Source organism: Bacillus inaquosorum (assembly GCF_023238325.1).
GTDB classification, from domain to species: domain Bacteria; phylum Bacillota; class Bacilli; order Bacillales; family Bacillaceae; genus Bacillus; species Bacillus inaquosorum.
Genome location: NZ_CP096592.1, coordinates 3,113,339 through 3,134,894 on the forward strand (window position 1 = coordinate 3,113,339; position 21,556 = coordinate 3,134,894).

The window sequence follows — 21,556 nt, forward strand, 5'->3', positions numbered from 1 at the left end:
TCTATACGATCTGAACCTTTATAGATAAAACTGATCAATTATACTTTTTTGACATTCAAAACCGATCATCACAAGAACAAGAAAAAAAGAACAAGCGATCACAGATGCCGTGATTAGCATTGGCACGTTACGTTTGTTTCGTTTTTTATGTTTCATAACTGCCTCCCTTAATTTCAACATATATAAATGACTTTCCATCAGTGTCTATAGTGTATTACTTCAATTAGTACACTTAATACAATAAATACTTTGACGCACAAAGTCAATCCTTTTTTCACAAAAAACGGACCCTTATCAAAAGGGTCCGTTTCTTATACATCAAGAGGGTGCTGCAGGATCATATTATTTTGTAAAGCTTGCAGCTGAAGTCTCATTCTGTACAGCTGTTCTCTCTGCTGATCATTTGACGACAGCCACAGCTTATTCAAGGCATTTACCGCGTTTTCAAGCTGCATTTGTGCATCACTGTATTCTTGATCGTTATAATGCTCTTGTTTAGAAGCGATTTTCAGCTGTTCTTCAGCATAATCATACGCCTGCATACATTGCTGGAGATGTTCATCTACTGATTGTCTTGTTGCCACAGTAACCCCTCCTCTTGGTAATGGAAACAATCCATCATTCATATTGTAGCCCCATCTGACTTCGTTCAATAAAGTAATTTATGGTCGATATTCATTTGTTCTCTTGTGAAATGCGTGCTACAATTTTAGGATGCAATCGTACGCAAGGAGGCACATGAATTGTGATACAGAACAATCCTTTTCCTTATTCAAATACGGAAAAACGCTATCATACATTGAATTATCATCTCAGAGAACATTTCGGCCATAAGGTGTTTAAAGTGGCGCTTGACGGCGGCTTTGACTGTCCGAACCGGGACGGCACCGTTGCCCACGGCGGCTGTACATTTTGCAGCGCAGCAGGCTCCGGCGATTTTGCCGGAAACCGGGCCGATGATTTAATTACGCAATTCCATGACATCAAAAACCGCATGCACGAAAAATGGAAGGACGGCAAATACATCGCCTATTTTCAGGCCTTCACCAATACGCATGCGCCGGTTGAGGTGCTTCGTGAGAAATTCGAATCCGTCCTTGCCCTTGATGATGTGGTCGGCATTTCGATCGCCACACGCCCGGACTGTCTGCCTGATGATGTCGTTGACTATTTGGCAGAGCTGAATGAACGCACATATCTGTGGGTGGAGCTTGGGCTTCAAACGGTTCATGAACGGACCGCTCTTCTGATCAACCGCGCACATGATTTTAACTGCTATGTGGAAGGCGTCAATAAATTAAGAAAACACGGCATACGGGTCTGCTCACATATTATCAACGGACTGCCTTTGGAAGACCGGGACATGATGATGGAAACCGCAAAGGCCGTCGCAGATTTGGACGTACAGGGCATTAAAATCCATCTGCTGCACCTATTGAAAGGCACACCGATGGTCAAGCAATATGAAAAGGGAAAACTGGAATTCCTTTCTCAAGATGAATATGTGCAGCTCGTCTGCGATCAGCTAGAAATCATTCCGCCGGAAATGATCGTCCACCGCATTACAGGTGACGGACCGATAGAATTGATGATCGGGCCGATGTGGAGCGTCAACAAATGGGAAGTGCTTGGCGCCATTAATAAAGAATTTGAAAATCGCGGCAGCTATCAAGGAAAGTTCTTTCAGCGGCTTGAGGAGGAATCAGCGCTATGATTTTGAAAAAAATTCTTCCTTACAGCAAAGAGCTGCTGAAAATGGCCGCGGGAGAAGGAGATATCGTCGTAGATGCAACGATGGGCAACGGACACGATACGCAGTTTTTAGCGGAGCTTGTCGGTGAAAACGGCCATGTGTACGCATTTGACATCCAAGAATCAGCCGTGGCCAATACGAAGGAACGGCTCGGCGAGACATTTCAAGCGCGAACAACGTTATTTCACAAAAGCCACGACAAAATCGCTGAATCCCTTCCGCTGGAAGTACATGGCAAAGTGGCGGCCGCTGTGTTTAACCTCGGCTATCTGCCGGGCGGGGACAAATCGATTACGACGAACGGCAGTTCAACGATCAAAGCGATTGAACAGCTTCTCAGCATCATGAAAGATGAGGGCCTGATTGTTCTGGTCGTCTATCATGGTCATCCGGAAGGCAAAGCTGAAAAAAACGACGTGCTTGACTTTTGCCGGGACTTGGACCAGCAAACAGCCCGTGTGTTAACATATGGATTTATCAATCAGCAAAATGACCCGCCATTTATTGTCGCCATCGAAAAAAAAGCTCAAATCAGCAAATGATTTGAGCTTTTTTCTTTGAGTTTTTCATCCAGGCCATTTTTTGAAATTTCCGGTAGGCTCTGCCGTTGATATAAAAGAAAAAGGAGGTTTTTCCGCTTGCTTTGATCAGCTTCTTCGCGAGCCGGCCCATTTCCTTTTGGCCCGCCACTTTATCATCTGACAAATAAACACCCAGCAAGCCGCGATTGATTAAACGATGGAAGTTTTCATGCGGAATGCCTTGCAAATGTTCGTCGGCTTTATGGATAAAGTGTTCAAGCCGCTTCATCATTTCTTCATGCGACTGATAATACGAGCAGAAATTCAAGTCCCCTTCTAGCAAGTCCTCCTCTTGATCGATCAAATAATCCAGCAGAATGTGAAGACCTTGTATGTAAGGAAAATAACTATTGCGGATTTTTTTAGCGGTGTTTTCTGTGAAATCAGGCTGGAACGAATACGCAACAAGACAGAAAATGCCTAGCGTAGAGCCTGCACAAGCTGAAAACTCATACCATTCCATCTTAGGCAGCTCTGATTCATATTGAGTAAACCACTTTTCAAGCCGCGGAACACGCTCATGCTCAATAACGTGCTTATGCACCTGCAAATCGCAATAATAGCCGCACAGTTCAAGCAGATACGGTTTAATCATGTCGTAGTGCTCAATTGAACCAAGTACACGCTGGCACGTTTTGACCAACTCATGCAAATATCCACTGTCATCCTGTTCTTCACGGAATTGATAATAATTTTGCGGTTCCGCTCCCACTGTCAGTGCGTCCTGCATTGAGGTGTGGAGCATCCGAAAATCCTGCGGGTCAAGTGATGTGCTGCGGTCGCACAGATTGTCCAGATAATCACTGATCGTTTGATACGCGATGATAAACTCGACGCATTTCTGCTTTTGATTGCCTGACAACAAGGCCAGTATGCCGCCGCCTTCACAGTGGAACGTTTTGTCTCGAATACTTGCGGTTGCCTGTGCTTTTAATTCACTGTTATGAATTGATTCTGATTTTTGCTTCCATATGTCCAGCTCTTGATGAACGAGCGGAAAAATATCTCGATATACTTTTGCCATCAGTCCAAAAGGATGTTCCGGTACTGTCAACACATGCACCCCCAACTAGTTCAAATATATTGATCAGTAAACGCTCTTGCTGCTTTAAAGACATCTTCTCTTTCGGGTTCATTAAATATTTCATGATAAAGCCCTTCCCACTCTTTGTACGCTTTATTGTGGGAAGCAACACCTGAAAACCACTTGATCACCATCGTTTTGTCGACAAGCTTGTCGTCACCTGCCTGCATAACAAGGAGCGGCACTCTCAAAAACGCATCTGTCGGCACCATCGCTGACTCAATTGTTTTTAACAGTTCTCTGTACCATCTGACAGATACTTTCCTGACGTATAACGAATCATTTTGGTCTACCTCGATGACGTCCTCATTGCGCGTCGCCATATCAATTGATAATCCCGAATCAACCTTAAGTGACGGAGCAATGACATTCAGGCCTCTTGATGCAATGTCAAGCGCTTTATTGACTTTAATTTGCAGTCCGAGACACGGTGATGATAAAATAATTCCCGTAATGCGGGGATTTCTTTGCTGTTTAAACCATTCAATCGCGACCAGGCCGCCCATGCTGTGACCAAGTAGAAAAACAGGCAGCTCAAAGGTTCGCGCTTTATCTATCCAAGTATCTACTTCATCAATGTATTCTTGAAATGAGCGAATATGACCTCTTGCCCTTGTGGTTGTCCCCTGACCCGGCAAATCGCCCATGACAACGTGATAACCCGAAGATCTCCACATTTCAATCAGCCATTTATATCGTCCGTGATATTCACTTGCCCCGTGGATCATCACAATCACTGCAACAGGTCTGTCTGCTTTCCAGGTCCACATGCTGTTCACCTCATACGAAATTTAAATAGAGAAAGAAGGATGAATGTTATGATCTACCCTTATAAGGAACACAAGCCAGATATTCACCCAACAGCCTTTGTAGCTGATAATGCCACAATTACCGGTGACGTCGTTATCGGAGAACAGTCCAGCATTTGGTTTTCTGTTGTCATAAGGGGAGATGTCGCGCCGACCAGAATTGGAAGCAGAGTCAATATCCAAGATTTAAGCTGCCTCCATCAAAGTCCGAACCGGACGCTTCTCATTGAAGATGACGCCACGATAGGTCATCAGGTTACACTTCATAGCGCTGTTATCCGAAAAAACGCCTTAATTGGCATGGGCTCAATCATCTTAGACGGAGCCGAAATTGGCGAAGGGGCCTTTATTGGTGCCGGCAGTCTTGTCCCTCCGGGAAAAACCATCCCGCCTGGCCACCTCGCCTTTGGCCGACCTGCAAAAGTCATCCGCCCTTTGACGGAAGAAGACCGACAAGATATGCAAAGAATACGGTCGGAATATGTAGTAAAGGGCCAATATTATAAATCACTTCAGCAAACATAAGACCTGCTTCGTCTTACTTTACCATTTTTCAAATTATGTTTGAAAGCAATAACCATCGTTTACCCGGACGTAATGACAGTTCGGGTTTTGATTTTTCCATAAAACGTTCACATGTAGCATTAAACGTATGACTTTTATCTTATCATAAAACATAATCTGCAACTGTAATCTGGCTCTGCAAAAATCACATTCCTATTCTTTCCTATTCTCTATTTTCTATGAGTACATACAAAAAGAGCCCGCTGGGAGCTCTTTTTGTCAGCTGATATTGCGTTCGCTGGCAGCAGCCGCATTTTTCTTATGAAAACCTTTTCCATAATACACAGCAAGTAAGATAAGAAACCATATCGGCCCGATAATCACGGCTACTCTTGTATCGGGACTGTAAGCCATAAGAATAACGACAAATGCTAAAAATGCCAATGACACATAAGACGTAAACGGAAAGAAAGGCATTTTGTACTTTAAGTGTTTCTTTTCTTCTGGCTGCAAGCTTTTCCGGTATCTAATTTGAGAAAGCAAAATGATCGCCCACGTCCAAATCGCTCCGAACGTCGCAATGCTTGTAACCCAAGTAAACACTTTCGCAGGTACAACGTAGTTTAACAGCACGCCGACCAATAAAGCGCCCGCTGAAGCCAGAACAGCTTTACCCGGGATGCCGCCTTTTGTCAGCTGGCCATAGGCTTTTGGCGCCTCCCCCTGTTCTGCTAAGTTAAACAGCATCCGACCCGTGCTGAAAATGCCGCTGTTGCATGAAGACAGCGCGGCCGTCAAGACGACAAAGTTAATGATGCCTGCCGCAGATGGAATGCCCACTTTTTCAAATGTGAGGACAAACGGACTTCCTTGTGAGCCAATTTCCTGCCATGGATAAATAGACATAATGACAAATAAAGCACCTACATAAAAAATCAAAATACGCCAAAATACCGTATCTATTGCTTTGGCTAACGATTTTTGCGGGTTCTTCACTTCACCAGCCGTCACCCCGATCATTTCAATCCCTAAATAGGCGAACATCACCATTTGGAGTGACAATAAAACCCCTTTTATGCCATATGGAAAAAATCCTCCGTTGTTCCACAAATTGCTGATTCCCGTGGCAATGCCTCCATTGCCGACCCCTGCGATGATCATCAATAACCCGACAGCAATCATAGATAAAATCGCGACAATTTTAATCAAAGCGAACCAAAATTCCAGCTCTCCGTAAGCTTTAACAGCCAAGAAGTTAACACCCGTCATAATGATCAGCGCCGATAATGCCCATATCCAGTTTGGCACGTCCGGAAACCAGTATCCCATATAAATACCGACAGCAGTGATTTCAGCCATACAGGTGACAACCCATAAAAACCAGTAGTTCCATCCGGTTAAATAGCCTGCAAGCGGTCCCAAATAATCACGCGCATACCTGCTGAAGGAGCCAGCGACCGGTTTTTGAATGGCCATTTCTCCAAGCGCTCTCATAATAAAAAACATGATCAGGCCGCTTACGGCATACGCTGCCAAAATACCGGGCCCTGCTAATTTGATAGCTGATGCGGAGCCGAGAAACAACCCCACTCCAATGGCAGCTCCTAAAGACATTAGAGAAATATGCCTCTGCTCGAGTCCGCGGTGCAGCTCTTGTTTTTGTTTTTGCATGCTCTTCTCCCCTAGAAAAAAATATCAATAAAACATTTTTCTGAATTTTTCGTGTGGATTAGGTAATCAATGATCATGGAGAAATAAAAGTATACAAGGCTTTCGACGAATCGAAAGCCTTGTCTGTTACACAAAGATGACTTCTTTAGGCTGATGGCTCAGCTCTTCAGGCATATACCGTTTTTCGATATTGATGCTGTGCCAGATCATAAAGATTAATACAGTCCAGATTTTACGGCTGTTATCAGCCTTATCCGCACAGTGGTCTTCAAGAAGCTGAAGGACATAATCCTTGTGGATGTAAGCATCCGTTTGGCTTTCCTGAATAATGTTCCGCACCCATTCGTTCATTTCGTTTTTCAGCCAATGACGGATCGGTACAGGGAAACCAAGCTTTTTGCGGTTTAAAACGTGCTCAGGCACAATTCCTTCAGCTGCTTTGCGAAGAAGATATTTCGTCGTGCCGTTCTTTGTTTTCAGTTCGTCAGGAATTTTTGAAGCGACGTCAAATACGACTTTATCCAGGAATGGCACACGCAGTTCCAAAGAATTCGCCATCGTCATTTTATCTGCTTTTAACAGAATGTCACCGCGCATCCAAGTGTGGATATCAACATATTGCATTTTGTTGATATCGCTGTATGAGCTGCTTTCTGTAAAGTAAGTCTTTGTCACATCGCGATATGAAAGGTTCGGATTATAATGTTTCAACAGCTGTTTTTTGACAGACTCTTCAAAGATCTTCGCGTTACCGATGTAACGATCCTGAAGCGGAGTACAGCCGCGCTCAAGCAGGCTCTTTCCTCTCATTCCTTCAGGCATAACGGCCGCAACGTGCAGAAGCATCTTTTTCAGGCCGGACGGAATGCGCTCAAACGGTTTAAGCGAAAGCGGTTCACGGTAAATGTTATATCCGCCGAAGAGCTCGTCTGCACCTTCACCTGATAAGGCAACCGTTACATGTTTTTTCGCTTCTTTTGCAACAAAGTACAATGGAATCGCCGCCGGATCAGCAAGCGGATCATCAAAATGCCATACGATCTTCGGAAGCTCGTTCATGTATTCCTCAGGGGAAATGACTTTGCTGATATTTTCAATGCCAAGTGCCGCAGCAGTTTCTTTCGCTACATCGACTTCACTGAAGCCCTGCTGTTCGAATCCGACAGAGAAAGTTTTTAAGTTTGGATGAAATTCTTTCGCAACGGATACAATAAAGGAAGAATCGATTCCGCCAGACAGGAATGAACCGACAGGAACGTCACTTCTCATATGAACGTTTACAGAGTCATAGATCGCGTCTCTGACTTCTTTCACAAGCTTATCTTCTTCGGTCTGAACTGGCTTGAAGTTCGCTTTGAAATACGTTTTGAATGTGATATCGCCGTCCGGGCGGATTGTAAACTGTGAACCCGGCTCTACTTTTTTCACATTGGCATCAAGCGTGCTTGGTTCAGGAACGAATTGGAAAGACATGTACTGCTGCAATGCCTCTTTATCTATTTCAATATCATTCTGAGCAACCATTAAACTTTTTCTCTCTGAGGCAAAATAAACCTGATCATTGATCGTTGTGTAGTACAACGGTTTAATGCCGAATGGATCTCTTGCTCCATAAAGCACATGATCGTTTTTATTCCAAATCAGAAAGGCAAACATACCGCGCAGTTTGGACGCCGCTTCTTCTTTATAGTGACGGTAAGTCGCAAGAAGAACCTCTGTGTCCGAATCCGTGTTGAATGTATACCCCTTTGCTTCAAGTTCTTCTCTCAATTCAATATAGTTATAGATTTCTCCGTTAAAGATAATCCAATATGTTTCATCTTCATATGATAAAGGCTGTCCGCCATTTTCTACATCAATAATGCTGAGCCGTCTGAATCCGAATCCAACGTGCTCATCATGGAAATATCCATCACTGTCAGGACCGCGGTGAACGATCATTTGGTTCATTTGTTTGATTAGTTCTTCTTGATCAGCGGTTTGAGCTAACGGATGCTTGTTAAAAACCCCGACAAATCCACACATAGTATTGCCTCCATAATTAAAATTGTCATCATTGAACCCCTATTTATAGACGCTGTGAATAGTATTTGGTTTCACGGTTATGTAAAAAAATAAACATGAATACAACGTAAAAAAGGGAAAGCCGCTTAACCAGTAAGCGGCTATAAAATTATTCTCCTAACGCTTCTTTACGCAGCTGCTCCGCTTTGTCTGTACGTTCCCACGGAAGATCAACATCGTGGCGTCCAAAGTGGCCGTACGCAGCAGTTTGTTTGTAGATCGGACGGCGTAAATCAAGCATTTTGATAATGCCGGCAGGTCTTAAATCAAAGTTATTGCGAACAACTTCAATCAGTTTTTCCTCAGAAGCTTTTCCGGAACCGAATGTGTTGATTGAGATTGACACAGGCTGTGCAACACCAATCGCGTAAGCAAGCTGTACTTCGCAAGAATCTGCAAGCTCAGCCGCTACGATGTTTTTCGCAACATATCTAGCTGCATATGCCGCAGAACGGTCTACCTTCGTCGCATCCTTACCTGAGAACGCGCCTCCGCCGTGGCGTGCATAGCCGCCGTACGTATCAACGATGATTTTGCGTCCTGTAAGTCCCGCATCCCCTTGAGGGCCTCCGATAACGAAACGTCCTGTAGGGTTGATGAAATATTTTGTTTCTTCATCAATTAGCTCTGCAGGAACAACCGGATTGATAACATGTTCTTTAATGTTGCGCTGGATTTGCTCAAGCGTAATTTCAGGGTGGTGCTGAGTTGAAATAACAATCGCGTCAATGCGGACAGGTTTGTTATTTTCATCATACTCAACCGTTACCTGTGTTTTGCCGTCAGGGCGAAGGTACGGAAGAATATCTTCTTTACGCACTTCACTCAGGCGGCGGGCCAATTTATGAGCAAGTGAAATTGGAAGAGGCATAAGCTCTTTCGTTTCATTGCACGCATAACCGAACATTAAACCTTGGTCACCCGCACCGATCGCTTCAATTTCTTCGTCACTCATTGTGCCTTCACGGGCTTCAAGCGCTTGGTCTACACCCATCGCGATATCAGCAGACTGCTCGTCAATTGATGTTAAAACCGCACAAGTTTCCGCATCAAATCCGTATTTCGCACGTGTGTATCCGATTTCTTTAATTGTTTGGCGAACTGTTTTCGGAATGTCAACATACGTAGATGTTGTGATCTCTCCGCTGACAAGAACCAAACCAGTTGTCACAGACGTTTCACAAGCAACACGCGCGTTAGGGTCTTTCTTTAAAATTTCATCTAAAATGCTGTCAGAAATCTGGTCACAGATTTTATCCGGATGCCCCTCCGTAACAGATTCTGATGTAAATAAACGACGATTTTTACTCATGATTTGCTTCCTCCTGCACAAGGCCTCCCGAAAGACCTTGTATATATGATACGGAACTCGCTCCCTCTTTTATACAATGTAACGTTATATTAGAGAATGTTAATTGGCATATTTATGAAATAAAAAAACCTTTTCCATCGAGGAAAGGGTTTGGACTTTGTGCCTTTCACTCTTATCGCTCAAGGAATCATACAACCTTGCAACAGGTTAGCACCTTGGTTGTCTCACACAGTTGAACATAATAAATAACAGAGAAACCGGTTGCTGGGCTTCATAGGGCCTGTCCCTCCGCCAGCTCGGGATAAGAGTATCCGCTCAATGAAATATCTTATCGTAAAAGGGTTTGCAATGTCAATATGATTCAGAAGAAATAGGCACCTATATCGAGGGAAAACATTGGAAAACACACACACAAAAAATGATAAATAGTATAGACTATTTGAAAATATATGTTATACTAATTCACAATTAGCAAAACACAAAAAACGATAAAGGAAGGTTTCATATGAACTCAGTTGATTTGACCGCTGATTTACAAGCCTTATTAACAAGTCCAAATGTGCGTCATAATTTATCAGCAGCACAGCTTACAGAAAAAGTACTCTCCCGGAACGAAGGCATTTTAACATCCACGGGTGCTGTTCGGGCGACAACAGGCGCTTACACAGGACGTTCACCTAAAGACAAATTTATCGTGGAGGAAGAAAGCACGAAAAATAAGATCGATTGGGGCACGGTGAATCAGCCGATTTCAGAAGAAGCATTTGACCGGCTGTACACGAAGGTTGTCAGCTATCTGAAACAGCGAGATGAGCTGTTTGTTTTCGAAGGATTTGCCGGAGCAGATGAAAAATACAGGCTGCCGATCACCGTCGTAAATGAGTTCGCATGGCACAATTTATTCGCCAGACAGCTGTTTATCCGTCCGGAAGGCAATGATAAGAAAACAGTTGAACAGCCGTTTACCATTCTTTCTGCTCCGCATTTCAAAGCGGATCCAAAAACAGACGGCACACATTCCGAAACCTTTATTATTGTCTCTTTCGAAAAGCGGACGATTTTAATCGGCGGAACAGAGTATGCCGGCGAAATGAAGAAATCTATTTTCTCCATTATGAATTTCCTGCTCCCTGAAAGAGATATTTTATCTATGCACTGCTCCGCCAATGTCGGTGAAAAAGGCGATGTCGCCCTTTTCTTCGGACTGTCTGGAACAGGCAAGACCACACTGTCAGCCGATGCTGACCGCAAGCTGATCGGCGACGATGAACACGGCTGGTCTGACACAGGCGTCTTTAATATTGAAGGCGGATGCTACGCCAAGTGCATTCATTTAAGCGAAGAAAAGGAGCCTCAGATCTTTAACGCGATTCGCTTCGGGTCTGTTCTCGAAAATGTTGTTGTTGATGAAGATACACGGGAAGCCAATTATGATGATTCCTTCTATACCGAAAATACGCGGGCAGCTTACCCGATTCATATGATTGACAACATCGTGACCCCAAGCATGGCAGGCCACCCGTCAGCAATTGTATTTTTGACGGCTGATGCATTCGGGGTCCTGCCGCCGATCAGCAAACTGACGAAGGAGCAGGCGATGTACCATTTCTTAAGCGGTTATACGAGTAAACTTGCCGGAACCGAACGCGGTGTGACGTCTCCTGAGACGACATTCTCCACATGCTTCGGCTCACCGTTCCTGCCGCTTCCTGCTCACGTCTATGCTGAAATGCTCGGCAAAAAGATCGATGAACACGGCGCAGACGTTTACTTGGTCAATACCGGCTGGACTGGCGGCGGCTACGGCACAGGCGAACGCATGAAGCTTTCTTACACAAGAGCAATGGTCAAAGCAGCGATTGAAGGCCAATTAGAGGATGCAGAAATGATGACTGACGATATTTTCGGCCTGCACATTCCACTTCACGTTCCTGGCGTTCCCGATCATATCCTTCAGCCGGAAAACACGTGGAACAACAAGGAAGAATACAGAGAAAAGGCTGTCTACCTCGCAAATGAATTCAAAGAGAATTTTAAAAAGTTCGCACATACAGATGCCATTGCGCAGGCTGGCGGCCCTCTCGTTTAGAAAGCAAAAGCCAAGAGCAATTATGCTCTTGGCTTGTTTTAATTGACAGAATGCAGTGAAGTCAGCTTGTACGTAATGATGGTCCGGCCGTCTTCCCATTGAAGCTTCTGCACTTCAGCTGTGCCCGATTTTTCGCCAAACTTTGTTTTGCGTACATCCATCGGAATCTCCATCGGATACACACGGTATCCATCTTTCTCTAACGTGAATATATTTTCATCTATGCGAACTTCTTTTCCTTTTGTCACAATCAGTGTATTAAATTCAACAGGCATTCCCAAAGTGAAATCCCCTTTCGTTCTCTTTTTTCTTTATCATACCATATTTCACCGTCAGCGGTTTTTCATCCATTGTGTGAGCTGCCGTACGATACGCCGGTTTTCTTTTGGCGGAAAATAATGTGTGAATTTACTGTAGTACCACGTCTCCACCGGCTTATGCAGCTGTTTTAGCTTCTCTTCAAATAGATAGGAATGCTGAATCGAAACGTTTTGGTCTTTTTCTCCATGGATTAATAGCACGGGGGCCTGAATTTTATCTACTTGGTCAAATGGTGTTCTCCATTTGTATTCCTCAGGCACCTTTTTCGGTGTTCCGCCGATGACTCTTTTCATCATTCGCCGCAAATCATGCCGCTCCTCATATGTAAGGATCATATCACTGACGCCTCCCCAGGAAACAAATGAAGCCGCTTGCCGGCCCATTTCAATCGCAGTGAGCATTCCCATAATTCCGCCGCGGGAAAAGCCGAAGATATGGATTCTGTCCTTCTTGACATTTGGATGCTGCTGAAGGAGTTGAAATGCAGAAAAGGCATCCTCCCTGTCTTTTCCGGCAAAATCCTCATTGCCCTCTCCTCCTTGATTTCCTCTGTAAAAAGGAGCAAACACAACAAACCCTTGGGATGCAAACTGGATAATCCGGCCCGGCCGAACCATGCCCACGCTTTTAATTCCGCCGCGCAAATATAAAAAACCGTCATATTGTCCCGGTGCCGCCGGCTCAGCCAGAAGCCCCTTTACCCGTAAGCCATTTGAAAGATAGCAGATCGTATACAAACGCACATGCTGACTTGGCGACGGAAATCTTCTTTTCTCAACAATCAAAGCAGCCGCCTCCTTTTTTCTATATGCTTTCCTTCCTCCAAAATTACATCCGAAGAACCTGATTAGGCATTCACACATTTTTATACCCATCATACGATATGTAAAGCAAAAAAGGATATTAACTTGATGCTAAATAAGGAGGTTGTCTATGTGAACAAATGGTTAAGGCTGGGCTGCGCCTGTGTCGGCAGTATATTTCTGATGATCGCCCTGGCGGCTTGCAAGCAGGAAGAAACGCTCACCAAAGTCAAAGTAGCTGAAGTGACCCATTCGATTTTTTACGCACCTTTATATGTTGCTGAGTCTAAAGGATTTTTCAAGGAAGAAGGGCTTGATGTTGATGTAAACACGACATGGGGCGGCGACAAAACGATGACATCGCTTCTTTCAAACGGCTCAGACATCGCACTTGTCGGGTCAGAAACATCTATTTATGTCGAAGCGCAAGGGGCTAAAGACCCTGTCATTAATTTCGCCCAGCTGACCCAGACAGACGGAACGTTTCTTGTCGCGAGAGAAGATGTTGAACACTTTGACTGGGATCAGCTGGAAGGAAAAACGTTTCTCGGCCAGAGAAAAGGCGGCATGCCGCAAATGGTCGGCGAGTATGTGCTGAATAAACATAAAATTGACCCGCATAAGGATATTGACCTTATCCAGAATATAGACTTCGCCAATATCGCCAATGCATTTGCTTCTGGAACCGGCGAGTATGTACAGCTCTTTGAACCGCAAGCTTCTCTCTTTGAGAAAAAAGGCATCGGCCATATCGTAGCTTCTTTCGGAGAAGAATCAGGCCAGGTTCCTTATACGACTTTTATGGCGAAACAAAGCTATCTGAAGAAACATGAAGACACAGCCGTCAAGTTTACAAAAGCCATTTATAAGGCGCAGCAGTGGGTGGAAAACCACTCGGCGAAGGACATCACTGACGCCATTAAAGATGAATTTGATGATACCGATCCAGAAGTCATCGAAACATCCATTGAACGCTATAAAAAGCAGCATTCGTATTCGCCAGACCCTCTGCTCAACGAAAAAGAATGGGAGCTGCTCCAAACCATTATGGATCAATCGGGAGAACTGCCGAAGCACATTCCATACACTCAGCTAGTAAATAAACAAATTGCCGAAAAAGTCACCTCGGAAAAATAGGAGGCGCCATTTATGTCTTTCTTACATGTCGACCATGTAACCCATACTTATTTTTCTGTAAAAGAAAAAACAACGGCCGTGCGGGATATTCATTTCAATGCTGAAAAAGGTGATTTCATCTCATTTCTCGGCCCAAGCGGCTGCGGAAAAACAACACTGCTTTCCATTATTGCCGGCCTGATTGAGCCATCGGAAGGCAGAGTTCTGATTGAAGGCCGTGAGCCAAATCAAAAAGAACATAACATTGGCTACATGCTTCAGCAGGATTACTTATTTCCCTGGAAATCTATCGAGGAAAATGTGCTTCTCGGTTTAAAAATCGCCGACACGTTGACGGAAGAAAGCAAGGCCGCTGCACTCGGTCTATTGCCGGAGTTCGGCCTCATAGATGTGGAGAAGAAATATCCGAAAGAGCTGTCGGGCGGAATGCGCCAGCGGGCCGCGCTTGCAAGAACTCTTGCGCCAGATCCAAGTCTGCTTTTGCTGGATGAGCCATTTTCCGCGCTTGATTTTCAGACAAAGCTGTCATTGGAAAACCTGGTATTCCGTACATTAAAGGAGTATCAAAAAACAGCAGTGCTTGTCACTCATGATATTGGGGAAGCGATAGCGATGAGCGATACGATCTATTTATTTTCAAACCAGCCGGGCACCATCCATCAGATTTTTACCATTCCTAAGGAATTGGCCGCGATGATGCCTTTTGACGCCCGCCAAGCGCCATCCTTCCAGACGCTGTTTCAAACGATATGGAAGGAGCTGAATTCTCTTGAGAAACAGCAAAGAAACCATTGATTTGCTTCACGAGCAATATCAATTAAAACAGAAAAAGGAAAAATGGAATGTACATTCCTTTCAGCTTGCCATATTTATTCTCTTTTTCTCGGGTTGGGAAATCTCCAGCAGGCTCGGCTGGATTGATCCACTGATCTTCAGCTCTCCGTCAGCTGTATGGCGTTTATTGCTGGAGAAACTGGGTGACGGGTCTTTACTGTCACATATCGGCGTCACTTTATTTGAAACAGTGCTTGGATTTTTGCTTGGGACGTTGATGGGCACGTGCCTCGCTGCTTTGTTATGGTGGTCCAACCGGCTTGCCAGAATTTTAGATCCGTATCTCGTTATTTTGAATGCAATGCCGAAAGTGGCGCTGGGTCCGATCCTGATTGTCGCGCTCGGTCCCAGTTTTATCAGCATTATTGCGATGGGGGCCATCATCAGTGTCATTATCACAACCATCGTCGTGTACACTGCCTTTCAAGAGGTTGACGAAAACTATATAAAAGTCATGAAAACATTCGGTGCAAAAAAATGGGTCATTTTTAAAGAAGTGATTCTGCCCGCATCCTCCCCCGCTATTATTTCAACACTGAAAGTAAACGTCGGGTTATCATGGGTTGGCGTCATTGTAGGGGAATTCCTTGTCTCTAAGGTCGGGTTGGGATATATGATTATTTACGGTTTTCAAGTCTTCAATTTCACGCTCGTCTTCTTAAGCCTGCTGATCATCGCCATATTTGCCACTCTGATGTATCAGGGCGTAGAGCTTCTGGAAAAGAAATGGACGAAGGGCAGGACATAAAAAAACCCGGCACATGTGCCGGGTTTTTCATTCGATCCATCCAGCTTCTTTCAGTTTTTTCAAACTGATCGGAAGAACGGAATCCTTCATAATAAAGCTGAATTTTTTATTGCGGGAAAGGTTTTCCGGAAGCTCATGAAACAGAACCGGGCCTTTCGTTTCAAAGTAATCAGCTTGCTTTTCAAGCTTTTCTATATCTGCAAAATATATATTTTTTACAATCACTTTTTCTTTACCGAGAACTTTATACTGTCCGAGGTACTTGAGGCTTTTCACTCTCGCACCCGTCTCTTCCTTTACTTCCCGGAGCGCCGCCTCTTCTGCGCACTCCATCGGCTCTACTTTCCCGCCTGGAAACTCATAGCCTCTGTCCTCATGTTCTGTTAAAAGCCATTTGCCGCCAAAACGGCAAATCACCCAGACATGTTTCGGGCTGTCCGAGAAAGGCTGAGTGTCAAAGGAAAGCTGAACAGTATTCTGATAATAATCTTTAAACTCGTACATGTTTATCCCTCAAATCCGTTCCTAGCTATCTTCCATACATCATACCACAGTTATGTTTCTTCGGAAGCCTTTTATCAAAAAATTAGGGAAACCCAGCACGCCATCAGGGTATAAAGCATGCAGACCAGCTCGTACAGTTTTTTGCCGTGCCTTTTGCCAGAATGTGCGACTGGCGCTCTGGGCTTTATTATGACCCGTGAACAGCTAAAAGTTACGGTTTGCGTTTGAATTTATTTTTTAACGTTTCTAAAAGATCGACAAGCATCTGAGGAACCGGTATGCCGAGAGAGCTGGCTGTCACTACAATTTGCACAGACTCATAAAGAATATAAAACATAATAGCCAAGTCACGTATTGACCCCTGTGTATTCAGCAGCTGATCAAAAAAGTGGCATACAGAGATCAGAGCCAGCGTGACTAATTTTTTGACAAGCCGGGTAAATACTTTTTTAAACGCCAGCTTGTGAATAATCGTTTCCTTCAAGGTCGTACTGATAAATTCAATGGCCATAAGAGAGAGCAAAATCAGGAATGAATATTGAAAACCTCCGAAGAAAAACCCCGCTGCTGAAACGCTGACTGCGAAAAACGAAAAGATGCCAAAGTCTCTATCCATTTATACCAACATCCTTTCACAGAAACGGCCTTACGATATTCTATGGAAAACAAGCCGAACGGATTGGATTTTTCAGAAAAATGGACTGGTTGTCGCCTATTTTTTTGGGATACAAAAGAAAAGCCGGACGTCTTTTAATAAGACATCCGGCCTTTCTTTTTTGGATTTATCCCAGGTAAGCTTTCAGCATCCAGTTGTGTTTTTCAATATTTTGATGGATCGCAAGGAGCATGTCCCCTGTTGTTTCATCACCGACTTCATCAGCTAAATCCATTCCGTTTTTCAGCTCTTCCGCGATGACTGTAAAATCATCATATACGCTCTGAACCATTTGTTCAGCCGTTTCATTTCCTTCCGCTTCTTTTATAGAAGCTGTTTCCAAGGATTCCTTCATTGTCGCAATTGGTTTTCCGTTCAGTGCCAAAAGACGTTCTGCTAAGTCATCAATATAAGTTGCCGTTTCGTTATACAGCTCTTCAAACTTTTCATGAAGAGTGAAGAAATCTTTCCCTTTCACATACCAATGATAATTATGTAGTTTCACATACATGACTGTCCAGTTGGCTACTTGTTTGTTCACTGCTTGAATCAATTGTTCTGACATGATTATCTTCCTCCTTGTTATATGACTATGTATACCCTTTATATCGTACGTTAAAACCTCTTTTTTACCCTTATCTGTCACAATTTCTTCTACTATGCTACAATTGTTAAAAAACGGGAGGTGGAATGTCATGACGCTTCTCATTACGGTAAGTATTTTGATTGTGCTGGCTGTTTTGCTTGTCACCATTTGGACGACTGTGAAAGCCTATAATGTAAAGCACACCATCGATCCTCCGCAAGAAACTCGCTCTGATTCAAAACGTCAATGATTATGTGAATGCTCGTCATCAGTCTGATTGCTGGCAGCATCAGCGTCTCCGACTTGGACTTTTAAGGTCGGCATGCTATGCTGTTTTTTTGCTGTGACATGGGATTGGACAGTGTATATACCATCTTCCTTAAACGTTGTTTCCAATCGATATACGCCTTTTTCCTGTTTCGCTTTATACATTTGGCTGGCGTCTTTTTCTCCTTCTTTCCACACTTCAAACTCCACTTCATCAGCATCCGTCACCGCTTCGTCACCATAAGATACCGCTGCTTCATAAGCGGCACTTTCTCCGGGATTTACTTTTTCAGGTCCGGTCAGCTTGACATCCAATACCTCGGGCGTCTCAGCTGTATTTGCTTTGTTTTCGCCAGATCCGCATCCATTAAGCAAAAAAGCAGAAAAAAGCAGAACAACCCATATCTTTTTCATGCCATCACCCTTTCATCATTTACCTAAATAGTAGCAAACGCTTACAGCAAATGGTATATAAAAAAAGAAGACGTCACAAAAAAGACCTTTTTGCTTAAGTGCAAAAAGGTCCCTTTCTGTTTAGCCAAATACTTTTAGCAATTCTTCTTTATCCTGTGACAGCCAGAAACGCATTAAACGTTTAGCGCCTTCCAGATCATGAAGCTTCGCCTGGCCGCACTGCTTTTCATTTGCAGCCGGAATTTCGGTAATTTCTACTGCTTCGTTCATTGTATCTTCAAGAAGATCAACGATTTCCGCTGGTGTCGGCTCTCCGCTCACAACAAGATAATAGCCTGTTTGGCAGCCCATTGGAGAAATATCGATGATATCAAAATGATCATATTTCTCAGCGTGAGAACGAATCGTAAACGCGAGCAAATGCTCAAGTGTGTGAATGGTGTCAGGCTTCATCGCCTGTTTATTCGGCTGGCAAAAACGAATATCAAATTTATTAACAACGCCGTCTGTTCCTACTTTATGCACGCCGCAATGTCTTACGTATGGAGCAACAACCGCATTATGATCAAGCTCAAAACTTTCTACTGAAGGCATAATGGCACTCTCCCTTTTTTAAAAATGTACATTCATTATAACATACCTTTCCGATAAGAATTATCGAATAACTTTTCAATCTGCGTTTTTTTTCTTATACTTGCATCAGAAAGGTTGCTGAAGAAATATGAAAACCCTATTTATCGCTCTGATCAGAGGATATCAAAAATTCATCTCGCCGCTGACACCGCCAACATGCCGCTTTTATCCGACTTGTTCCCAATACGGAATCGAAGCGATTAAAACGCATGGTGCTCTAAAAGGCGGATGGCTGACCATCAAACGGATTTTGAAATGCCACCCGTTACATCCGGGAGGAGTCGATCCCGTTCCTGAAAAGAAACGAAAACATTAAGCGTTATAGCCGTTTACGACAAGATCCAGTTTTCCGGTTTTAGGATCAATAACTAACCCATGGACAGGAACATTTTCCGGGAACAGCGGATGATGTTTTATAACGTCTACGCTGTCTTTTACACTAGCTTCCACTGAATCAAAGCTTTTAAACCATTGATCGAAGTCAACACCGGAGTACTTTAATGTTTCGATGCGTTCTTCAGGAATTCCTCTTTCTTTCATTCTATCAAGCATGCTTTCGCTGCTGATTTTGCTCATGCCGCAATCGTGATGCCCGATCACACATACCTCATCTGCGTTCAGCTCATACACTGCGACGAGCAAACTTCTCATGATGCTTCCGAATGGGTGTGTCACAAGCGCACCAGCACTTTTAATGATTTTCACATCACCGTTTCGCATATTCATTGCATGCGGCAGCAATTCAACCAAACGAGTGTCCATGCAAGAAAGAATTGCCATTTTTTTATCTGGGAATTTTGATGTTTGAAACTTTTCGTACTCCCTTTGTTCAGTAAATGTCTTGTTAAATTCAAGAATATCATTTAGTAGGCTCATAAGCTAGCTGTATTCCTTTCTGGTCTTTTTACTCTTCAATATATCACAGCATTTGTCTTTTCGTCATCTTATCAAAAATCAAACTGAGCAAGAAAAAAAGACAAACCCTCAGGTCTGCCTCATTTCCCCATATTATAGCGTTTTTTGAACTGCTCCACTCGTCCGCCTTTTTCATTGAATTTCTGGCGGCCTGTATAAAACGGATGCGTGTCAGAACTGACCTCTACTTTAATGACCGGATATGTGTTGCCGTCTTCCCACTCTGCTGTTTCATTAGATGTTTTAGTAGAGGTGCTGAGAAAACGGTAGCCGCTGTTGACATCCTGAAATATGACTTTGTGGTTCTTTGGATGAATTCCTTCTTTCATGTCTATCCCCTTTCTTCAAATCGTAATAATTACGTTTTATTTTATATCCTCACAAACGTTTTGTCAATCTCCTTACATCCTTCCCTAGGTTTTCGCATCGTAAACCTCACAGCATTTAAGAATAGGAAGAATAATCTAACCGAGGAAGCAAATAATAAACCCAAAATACATACAGAACGTCTTTTTAGAAAGGTGGTTTACGATTGTGGATGATTTAGTTTTGGCTAGAAGCCTTTTTGGCACGACAATGGGCTTTCATATCATTTTTGCAACGCTTGGAGTCGGTCTGCCGCTGATGATTTTAGTGGCGGAATTGATCTATCAAAAAACGAAAGATGACCATTATGCGATCATGGCGAAAAGATGGACGAAAGCGCAAGCCGTTTTGCTGGGGGTCGCCATACCGACCGGGACGATTGCGGGCACTCAGCTCGCGCTTTTATGGCCGGGATTTATGGAAGTCATCGGCCGGGTCATGTCTCTGCCGTTTCAAATTGAGATCTATGCTTTTTTTGTTGAAGCCCTTTTCATGTCGATTTATGTATATGCCGCAGACCGTTTGTCACCGGCTATGAGGATTGTTGCTGTTTTCTTTGTATTAGTCGGCGCCGCAGCGTCAGCTGTTCTGATTACGAATGTTCACGCCTTTGAAGGAACGCCGGCCGGTTTTAAAATTTTAAACGGAAAAATTACAGATGTTGATCCGTGGGCTGCGTTCTTTAACCCAAGCTTTTTTATCACTGCCGGCCATGTCGTTTTATCCGCGTTTATGACGGGAGCTTTTATCGTGGCTTCTGTGGCTGCATATAAAATGATCCGGACGAGAAAAAAGGAAAAGGTCTATCGCTTTCACCGGAAAGCCCTTTTGCTTGCACTGACGATCGGCGGTATTTTTTCATTGCTGACCGCTTTGAATGGACACGAATCTGCACAGATGCTTTATGAATATCAGCCCGAAAAGTTAGCCGGTGCCGAAGGCTTGTTTGAAACAAGGTCTCACGCCCCTCTTGCTATCGGCGGTTTTACCGACCCGAATGAAGAAAAAGTAAAATGGGCAATCGAGATTCCATGGGCGTTAAGCTTTTTAGCAGCGAACCGCTTTGACACAGTTGTAAAAGGATTAAATGCATTTCCGAGAGACGAATGGCCTCCGCTGTTTATTCACACGCTTTTTAATGCGATGGTCGGAGTAGGAATGCTGCTCATCCTTTATTCCATTATCGGTGTGGTCTGGAGAAAGGTGCTAAAGAAAGACCGTTTCCCAACGTGGCTTTTGGTCATTTTTATGACGGCAGGCCCTTTTAGCATCATCGGCATTGAATTTGGCTGGATTTTCGCCTGTACGGGGAGGCAGCCTTGGGTCATCTATCATCTCCTGAAAACGTCGGATGTTGTGACGACGACTGGCTCGATCGGGGTGCTCTTCTTATTTTTCACATTCGTTTACGCCGTGTTGGGCGCTGCTGTCGTCTACGTGCTGCTGTACTATTTCCGCAAACACCCGGTTGACGAAGATTTAAATACAGCGGAGTCGTAATGGCTC

The 21,556-nt window shown here is 43.9% G+C and carries 26 protein-coding genes and 1 riboswitch; of the genes, 10 read left to right on the top strand and 16 right to left on the bottom strand.

All coding sequences use genetic code 11. The features are described 5' to 3' along the window. Nucleotides 1-18 precede the first annotated feature (18 nt). Nucleotides 19-156, bottom strand: coding sequence for a hypothetical protein (locus M1M80_RS15750; protein WP_003238016.1), 138 nt, complete (start codon nt 154-156; stop codon nt 19-21). A gap of 155 nt (nt 157-311) precedes the next feature. Next, the gene (locus M1M80_RS15755) at nt 312-584 is read right to left on the bottom strand and encodes a YtzC family protein (RefSeq protein ID WP_003238017.1); all 273 of its coding nucleotides are present in this window, start codon (nt 582-584) and stop codon (nt 312-314) included. Nucleotides 585-745: 161 nt separating this feature from the next. Here M1M80_RS15755 and mnmL point away from each other — a divergent pair, with 161 nt between their 5' ends. Both mnmL and mnmM read left to right on the top strand, forming a co-directional pair. After that, nucleotides 746-1,714, top strand: a complete 969-nt coding sequence (mnmL, locus tag M1M80_RS15760; protein ID WP_060399330.1) for a tRNA modification radical SAM protein MnmL/YtqA — start codon at nt 746-748, stop codon at nt 1,712-1,714. Then, nucleotides 1,711-2,295, top strand: a complete 585-nt coding sequence (gene mnmM, locus M1M80_RS15765; protein ID WP_060399331.1) for a tRNA 5-(aminomethyl)-2-thiouridylate-methyltransferase MnmM — start codon at nt 1,711-1,713, stop codon at nt 2,293-2,295. Before mnmL ends, mnmM begins: the two co-directional genes overlap by 4 nt. Here mnmM and tbcS read toward each other — a convergent pair. Next, nucleotides 2,285-3,388: a tetraprenyl-beta-curcumene synthase gene (gene tbcS / locus M1M80_RS15770; protein WP_060399332.1), complete on the bottom strand. Its 1,104-nt coding sequence runs from the start codon at nt 3,386-3,388 to the stop codon at nt 2,285-2,287. The two genes, mnmM and tbcS, sit on opposite strands and share 11 nt — an antisense overlap. Nucleotides 3,389-3,408: 20 nt before the next feature. Further along, nucleotides 3,409-4,188 carry a phospholipase YtpA gene (gene ytpA / locus M1M80_RS15775; RefSeq protein ID WP_060399333.1) on the bottom strand — a complete coding sequence of 260 codons (780 nt, stop codon included), beginning with the start codon at nt 4,186-4,188 and terminating at the stop codon, nt 3,409-3,411. A gap of 48 nt (nt 4,189-4,236) precedes the next feature. Between ytpA and M1M80_RS15780 the strand changes: the two genes are divergently transcribed. Then, complete coding sequence (locus M1M80_RS15780) at nt 4,237-4,752, top strand: gamma carbonic anhydrase (protein WP_060399334.1); 516 nt, start codon at nt 4,237-4,239, stop codon at nt 4,750-4,752. A 258-nt stretch (nt 4,753-5,010) separates the two neighbouring features. Here M1M80_RS15780 and alaP read toward each other — a convergent pair whose 3' ends face one another. The 3 genes from alaP to metK form a co-directional block, all read right to left on the bottom strand. After that, nucleotides 5,011-6,402, bottom strand: coding sequence for an alanine permease AlaP (gene alaP / locus M1M80_RS15785; RefSeq protein WP_060399335.1), 1,392 nt, complete (start codon nt 6,400-6,402; stop codon nt 5,011-5,013). A gap of 126 nt (nt 6,403-6,528) precedes the next feature. Then, nucleotides 6,529-8,427 carry an asparagine synthase (glutamine-hydrolyzing) gene (gene asnB / locus M1M80_RS15790; protein WP_060399336.1) on the bottom strand — a complete coding sequence of 633 codons (1,899 nt, stop codon included), beginning with the start codon at nt 8,425-8,427 and terminating at the stop codon, nt 6,529-6,531. A 148-nt stretch (nt 8,428-8,575) separates the two neighbouring features. Next, entirely contained in the window at nt 8,576-9,778 is a 1,203-nt protein-coding gene (metK, locus tag M1M80_RS15795; RefSeq protein WP_060399337.1) for a methionine adenosyltransferase, read from the bottom strand. A gap of 169 nt (nt 9,779-9,947) precedes the next feature. Next, nucleotides 9,948-10,086: riboswitch (SAM riboswitch) on the bottom strand. Nucleotides 10,087-10,283: 197 nt separating this feature from the next. Here metK and pckA point away from each other — a divergent pair. Continuing rightward, the gene (gene pckA, locus M1M80_RS15800; protein ID WP_060399338.1) at nt 10,284-11,867 is read left to right on the top strand and encodes a phosphoenolpyruvate carboxykinase (ATP); all 1,584 of its coding nucleotides are present in this window, start codon (nt 10,284-10,286) and stop codon (nt 11,865-11,867) included. 38 nt (nt 11,868-11,905) lie between these two features. Here the strand turns inward: pckA and M1M80_RS15805 are convergent, their stop codons facing one another. Together M1M80_RS15805 and M1M80_RS15810 are read right to left on the bottom strand one after the other, a co-directional pair. Further along, nucleotides 11,906-12,148, bottom strand: a complete 243-nt coding sequence (locus tag M1M80_RS15805) for a DUF2584 domain-containing protein (RefSeq protein ID WP_003223304.1) — start codon at nt 12,146-12,148, stop codon at nt 11,906-11,908. 51 nt (nt 12,149-12,199) lie between these two features. Beyond that, nucleotides 12,200-12,973: an alpha/beta hydrolase family protein gene (locus M1M80_RS15810; protein ID WP_003238031.1), complete on the bottom strand. Its 774-nt coding sequence runs from the start codon at nt 12,971-12,973 to the stop codon at nt 12,200-12,202. A 150-nt stretch (nt 12,974-13,123) separates the two neighbouring features. Between M1M80_RS15810 and M1M80_RS15815 the strand changes: the two genes are divergently transcribed. The 3 genes from M1M80_RS15815 to M1M80_RS15825 are packed head-to-tail and all read left to right on the top strand — an operon-like array spanning nt 13,124 to nt 15,710. Then, the gene (locus M1M80_RS15815) at nt 13,124-14,128 is read left to right on the top strand and encodes an ABC transporter substrate-binding protein (RefSeq protein ID WP_060399339.1); all 1,005 of its coding nucleotides are present in this window, start codon (nt 13,124-13,126) and stop codon (nt 14,126-14,128) included. Between the two features lie 12 nt (nt 14,129-14,140). Further along, nucleotides 14,141-14,923, top strand: a complete 783-nt coding sequence (locus tag M1M80_RS15820) for an ABC transporter ATP-binding protein (protein ID WP_003238035.1) — start codon at nt 14,141-14,143, stop codon at nt 14,921-14,923. Then, complete coding sequence (locus M1M80_RS15825; RefSeq protein WP_003238036.1) at nt 14,898-15,710, top strand: ABC transporter permease; 813 nt, start codon at nt 14,898-14,900, stop codon at nt 15,708-15,710. Before M1M80_RS15820 ends, M1M80_RS15825 begins: the two co-directional genes overlap by 26 nt. A 27-nt stretch (nt 15,711-15,737) precedes the next feature. Here M1M80_RS15825 and ytkD read toward each other — a convergent pair whose 3' ends face one another. The 3 genes from ytkD to M1M80_RS15840 all read right to left on the bottom strand — a co-directional run bounded on the left by ytkD (nt 15,738) and on the right by M1M80_RS15840 (nt 17,434). Further along, nucleotides 15,738-16,214 carry an RNA deprotection pyrophosphohydrolase gene (gene ytkD, locus M1M80_RS15830; RefSeq protein WP_003238038.1) on the bottom strand — a complete coding sequence of 159 codons (477 nt, stop codon included), beginning with the start codon at nt 16,212-16,214 and terminating at the stop codon, nt 15,738-15,740. Between the two features lie 211 nt (nt 16,215-16,425). Continuing rightward, on the bottom strand, nt 16,426-16,830 hold the full coding sequence (locus M1M80_RS15835) for a phage holin family protein (RefSeq protein ID WP_003238040.1): 405 nt from the start codon (nt 16,828-16,830) through the stop codon (nt 16,426-16,428). A gap of 166 nt (nt 16,831-16,996) precedes the next feature. Beyond that, nucleotides 16,997-17,434, bottom strand: a complete 438-nt coding sequence (locus M1M80_RS15840) for a Dps family protein (protein ID WP_060399340.1) — start codon at nt 17,432-17,434, stop codon at nt 16,997-16,999. Between the two features lie 130 nt (nt 17,435-17,564). Between M1M80_RS15840 and ytzI the strand changes: the two genes are divergently transcribed. Beyond that, nucleotides 17,565-17,705 carry a YtzI protein gene (gene ytzI / locus M1M80_RS15845; RefSeq protein ID WP_003238044.1) on the top strand — a complete coding sequence of 47 codons (141 nt, stop codon included), beginning with the start codon at nt 17,565-17,567 and terminating at the stop codon, nt 17,703-17,705. On the opposite strand, the gene M1M80_RS15850 is transcribed toward ytzI, so the two are convergent. Together M1M80_RS15850 and M1M80_RS15855 are read right to left on the bottom strand one after the other, a co-directional pair. Beyond that, a complete protein-coding gene (locus M1M80_RS15850) occupies nt 17,699-18,136 on the bottom strand; it encodes a FixH family protein (RefSeq protein ID WP_060399341.1) in 438 nt (145 codons plus the stop codon). The genes ytzI and M1M80_RS15850 overlap by 7 nt on opposite strands. A 120-nt stretch (nt 18,137-18,256) precedes the next feature. Beyond that, on the bottom strand, nt 18,257-18,730 hold the full coding sequence (locus M1M80_RS15855) for an S-ribosylhomocysteine lyase (protein ID WP_003238048.1): 474 nt from the start codon (nt 18,728-18,730) through the stop codon (nt 18,257-18,259). A 127-nt stretch (nt 18,731-18,857) separates the two neighbouring features. Between M1M80_RS15855 and yidD the strand changes: the two genes are divergently transcribed. Further along, entirely contained in the window at nt 18,858-19,085 is a 228-nt protein-coding gene (yidD, locus tag M1M80_RS15860; protein ID WP_003238050.1) for a membrane protein insertion efficiency factor YidD, read from the top strand. On the opposite strand, the gene M1M80_RS15865 is transcribed toward yidD, so the two are convergent. Both M1M80_RS15865 and M1M80_RS15870 read right to left on the bottom strand, forming a co-directional pair. Further along, on the bottom strand, nt 19,082-19,645 hold the full coding sequence (locus M1M80_RS15865; RefSeq protein ID WP_060399342.1) for a beta-class carbonic anhydrase: 564 nt from the start codon (nt 19,643-19,645) through the stop codon (nt 19,082-19,084). The two genes, yidD and M1M80_RS15865, sit on opposite strands and share 4 nt — an antisense overlap. A 119-nt stretch (nt 19,646-19,764) precedes the next feature. Beyond that, nucleotides 19,765-20,013 (bottom strand): type B 50S ribosomal protein L31, encoded by a 249-nt coding sequence (locus M1M80_RS15870; protein ID WP_003219346.1) that lies wholly within the window; start codon nt 20,011-20,013, stop codon nt 19,765-19,767. Between the two features lie 205 nt (nt 20,014-20,218). Between M1M80_RS15870 and M1M80_RS15875 the strand changes: the two genes are divergently transcribed. Further along, nucleotides 20,219-21,550, top strand: a complete 1,332-nt coding sequence (locus tag M1M80_RS15875) for a cytochrome ubiquinol oxidase subunit I (protein WP_060399343.1) — start codon at nt 20,219-20,221, stop codon at nt 21,548-21,550. The last annotated feature ends 6 nt before the right edge of the window (nt 21,551-21,556 follow it).

Excerpts from the sequence above, each read along its gene's own strand:
- ytpA (WP_060399333.1), bottom strand. The coding sequence starts at position 4,188 with ATGTGGACCTGGAAAGCAGACAGACCTGTTGCAGTGATTGTGATGATC.
- M1M80_RS15870 (WP_003219346.1), bottom strand. The coding sequence starts at position 20,013 with ATGAAAGAAGGAATTCATCCAAAGAACCACAAAGTCATATTTCAGGAT.
- M1M80_RS15750 (WP_003238016.1), bottom strand. The coding sequence starts at position 156 with ATGAAACATAAAAAACGAAACAAACGTAACGTGCCAATGCTAATCACG.
- M1M80_RS15865 (WP_060399342.1), bottom strand. The coding sequence starts at position 19,645 with ATGAGCCTACTAAATGATATTCTTGAATTTAACAAGACATTTACTGAA.
- M1M80_RS15820 (WP_003238035.1), top strand. The coding sequence starts at position 14,141 with ATGTCTTTCTTACATGTCGACCATGTAACCCATACTTATTTTTCTGTA.
- ytzI (WP_003238044.1), top strand. The coding sequence starts at position 17,565 with ATGACGCTTCTCATTACGGTAAGTATTTTGATTGTGCTGGCTGTTTTG.
- M1M80_RS15855 (WP_003238048.1), bottom strand. The coding sequence starts at position 18,730 with ATGCCTTCAGTAGAAAGTTTTGAGCTTGATCATAATGCGGTTGTTGCT.
- metK (WP_060399337.1), bottom strand. The coding sequence starts at position 9,778 with ATGAGTAAAAATCGTCGTTTATTTACATCAGAATCTGTTACGGAGGGG.
- yidD (WP_003238050.1), top strand. The coding sequence starts at position 18,858 with ATGAAAACCCTATTTATCGCTCTGATCAGAGGATATCAAAAATTCATC.
- M1M80_RS15840 (WP_060399340.1), bottom strand. The coding sequence starts at position 17,434 with ATGTCAGAACAATTGATTCAAGCAGTGAACAAACAAGTAGCCAACTGG.
- mnmM (WP_060399331.1), top strand. The coding sequence starts at position 1,711 with ATGATTTTGAAAAAAATTCTTCCTTACAGCAAAGAGCTGCTGAAAATG.
- alaP (WP_060399335.1), bottom strand. The coding sequence starts at position 6,402 with ATGCAAAAACAAAAACAAGAGCTGCACCGCGGACTCGAGCAGAGGCAT.
- M1M80_RS15850 (WP_060399341.1), bottom strand. The coding sequence starts at position 18,136 with ATGAAAAAGATATGGGTTGTTCTGCTTTTTTCTGCTTTTTTGCTTAAT.
- M1M80_RS15780 (WP_060399334.1), top strand. The coding sequence starts at position 4,237 with ATGATCTACCCTTATAAGGAACACAAGCCAGATATTCACCCAACAGCC.
- asnB (WP_060399336.1), bottom strand. The coding sequence starts at position 8,427 with ATGTGTGGATTTGTCGGGGTTTTTAACAAGCATCCGTTAGCTCAAACC.
- pckA (WP_060399338.1), top strand. The coding sequence starts at position 10,284 with ATGAACTCAGTTGATTTGACCGCTGATTTACAAGCCTTATTAACAAGT.
- M1M80_RS15835 (WP_003238040.1), bottom strand. The coding sequence starts at position 16,830 with ATGGATAGAGACTTTGGCATCTTTTCGTTTTTCGCAGTCAGCGTTTCA.
- ytkD (WP_003238038.1), bottom strand. The coding sequence starts at position 16,214 with ATGTACGAGTTTAAAGATTATTATCAGAATACTGTTCAGCTTTCCTTT.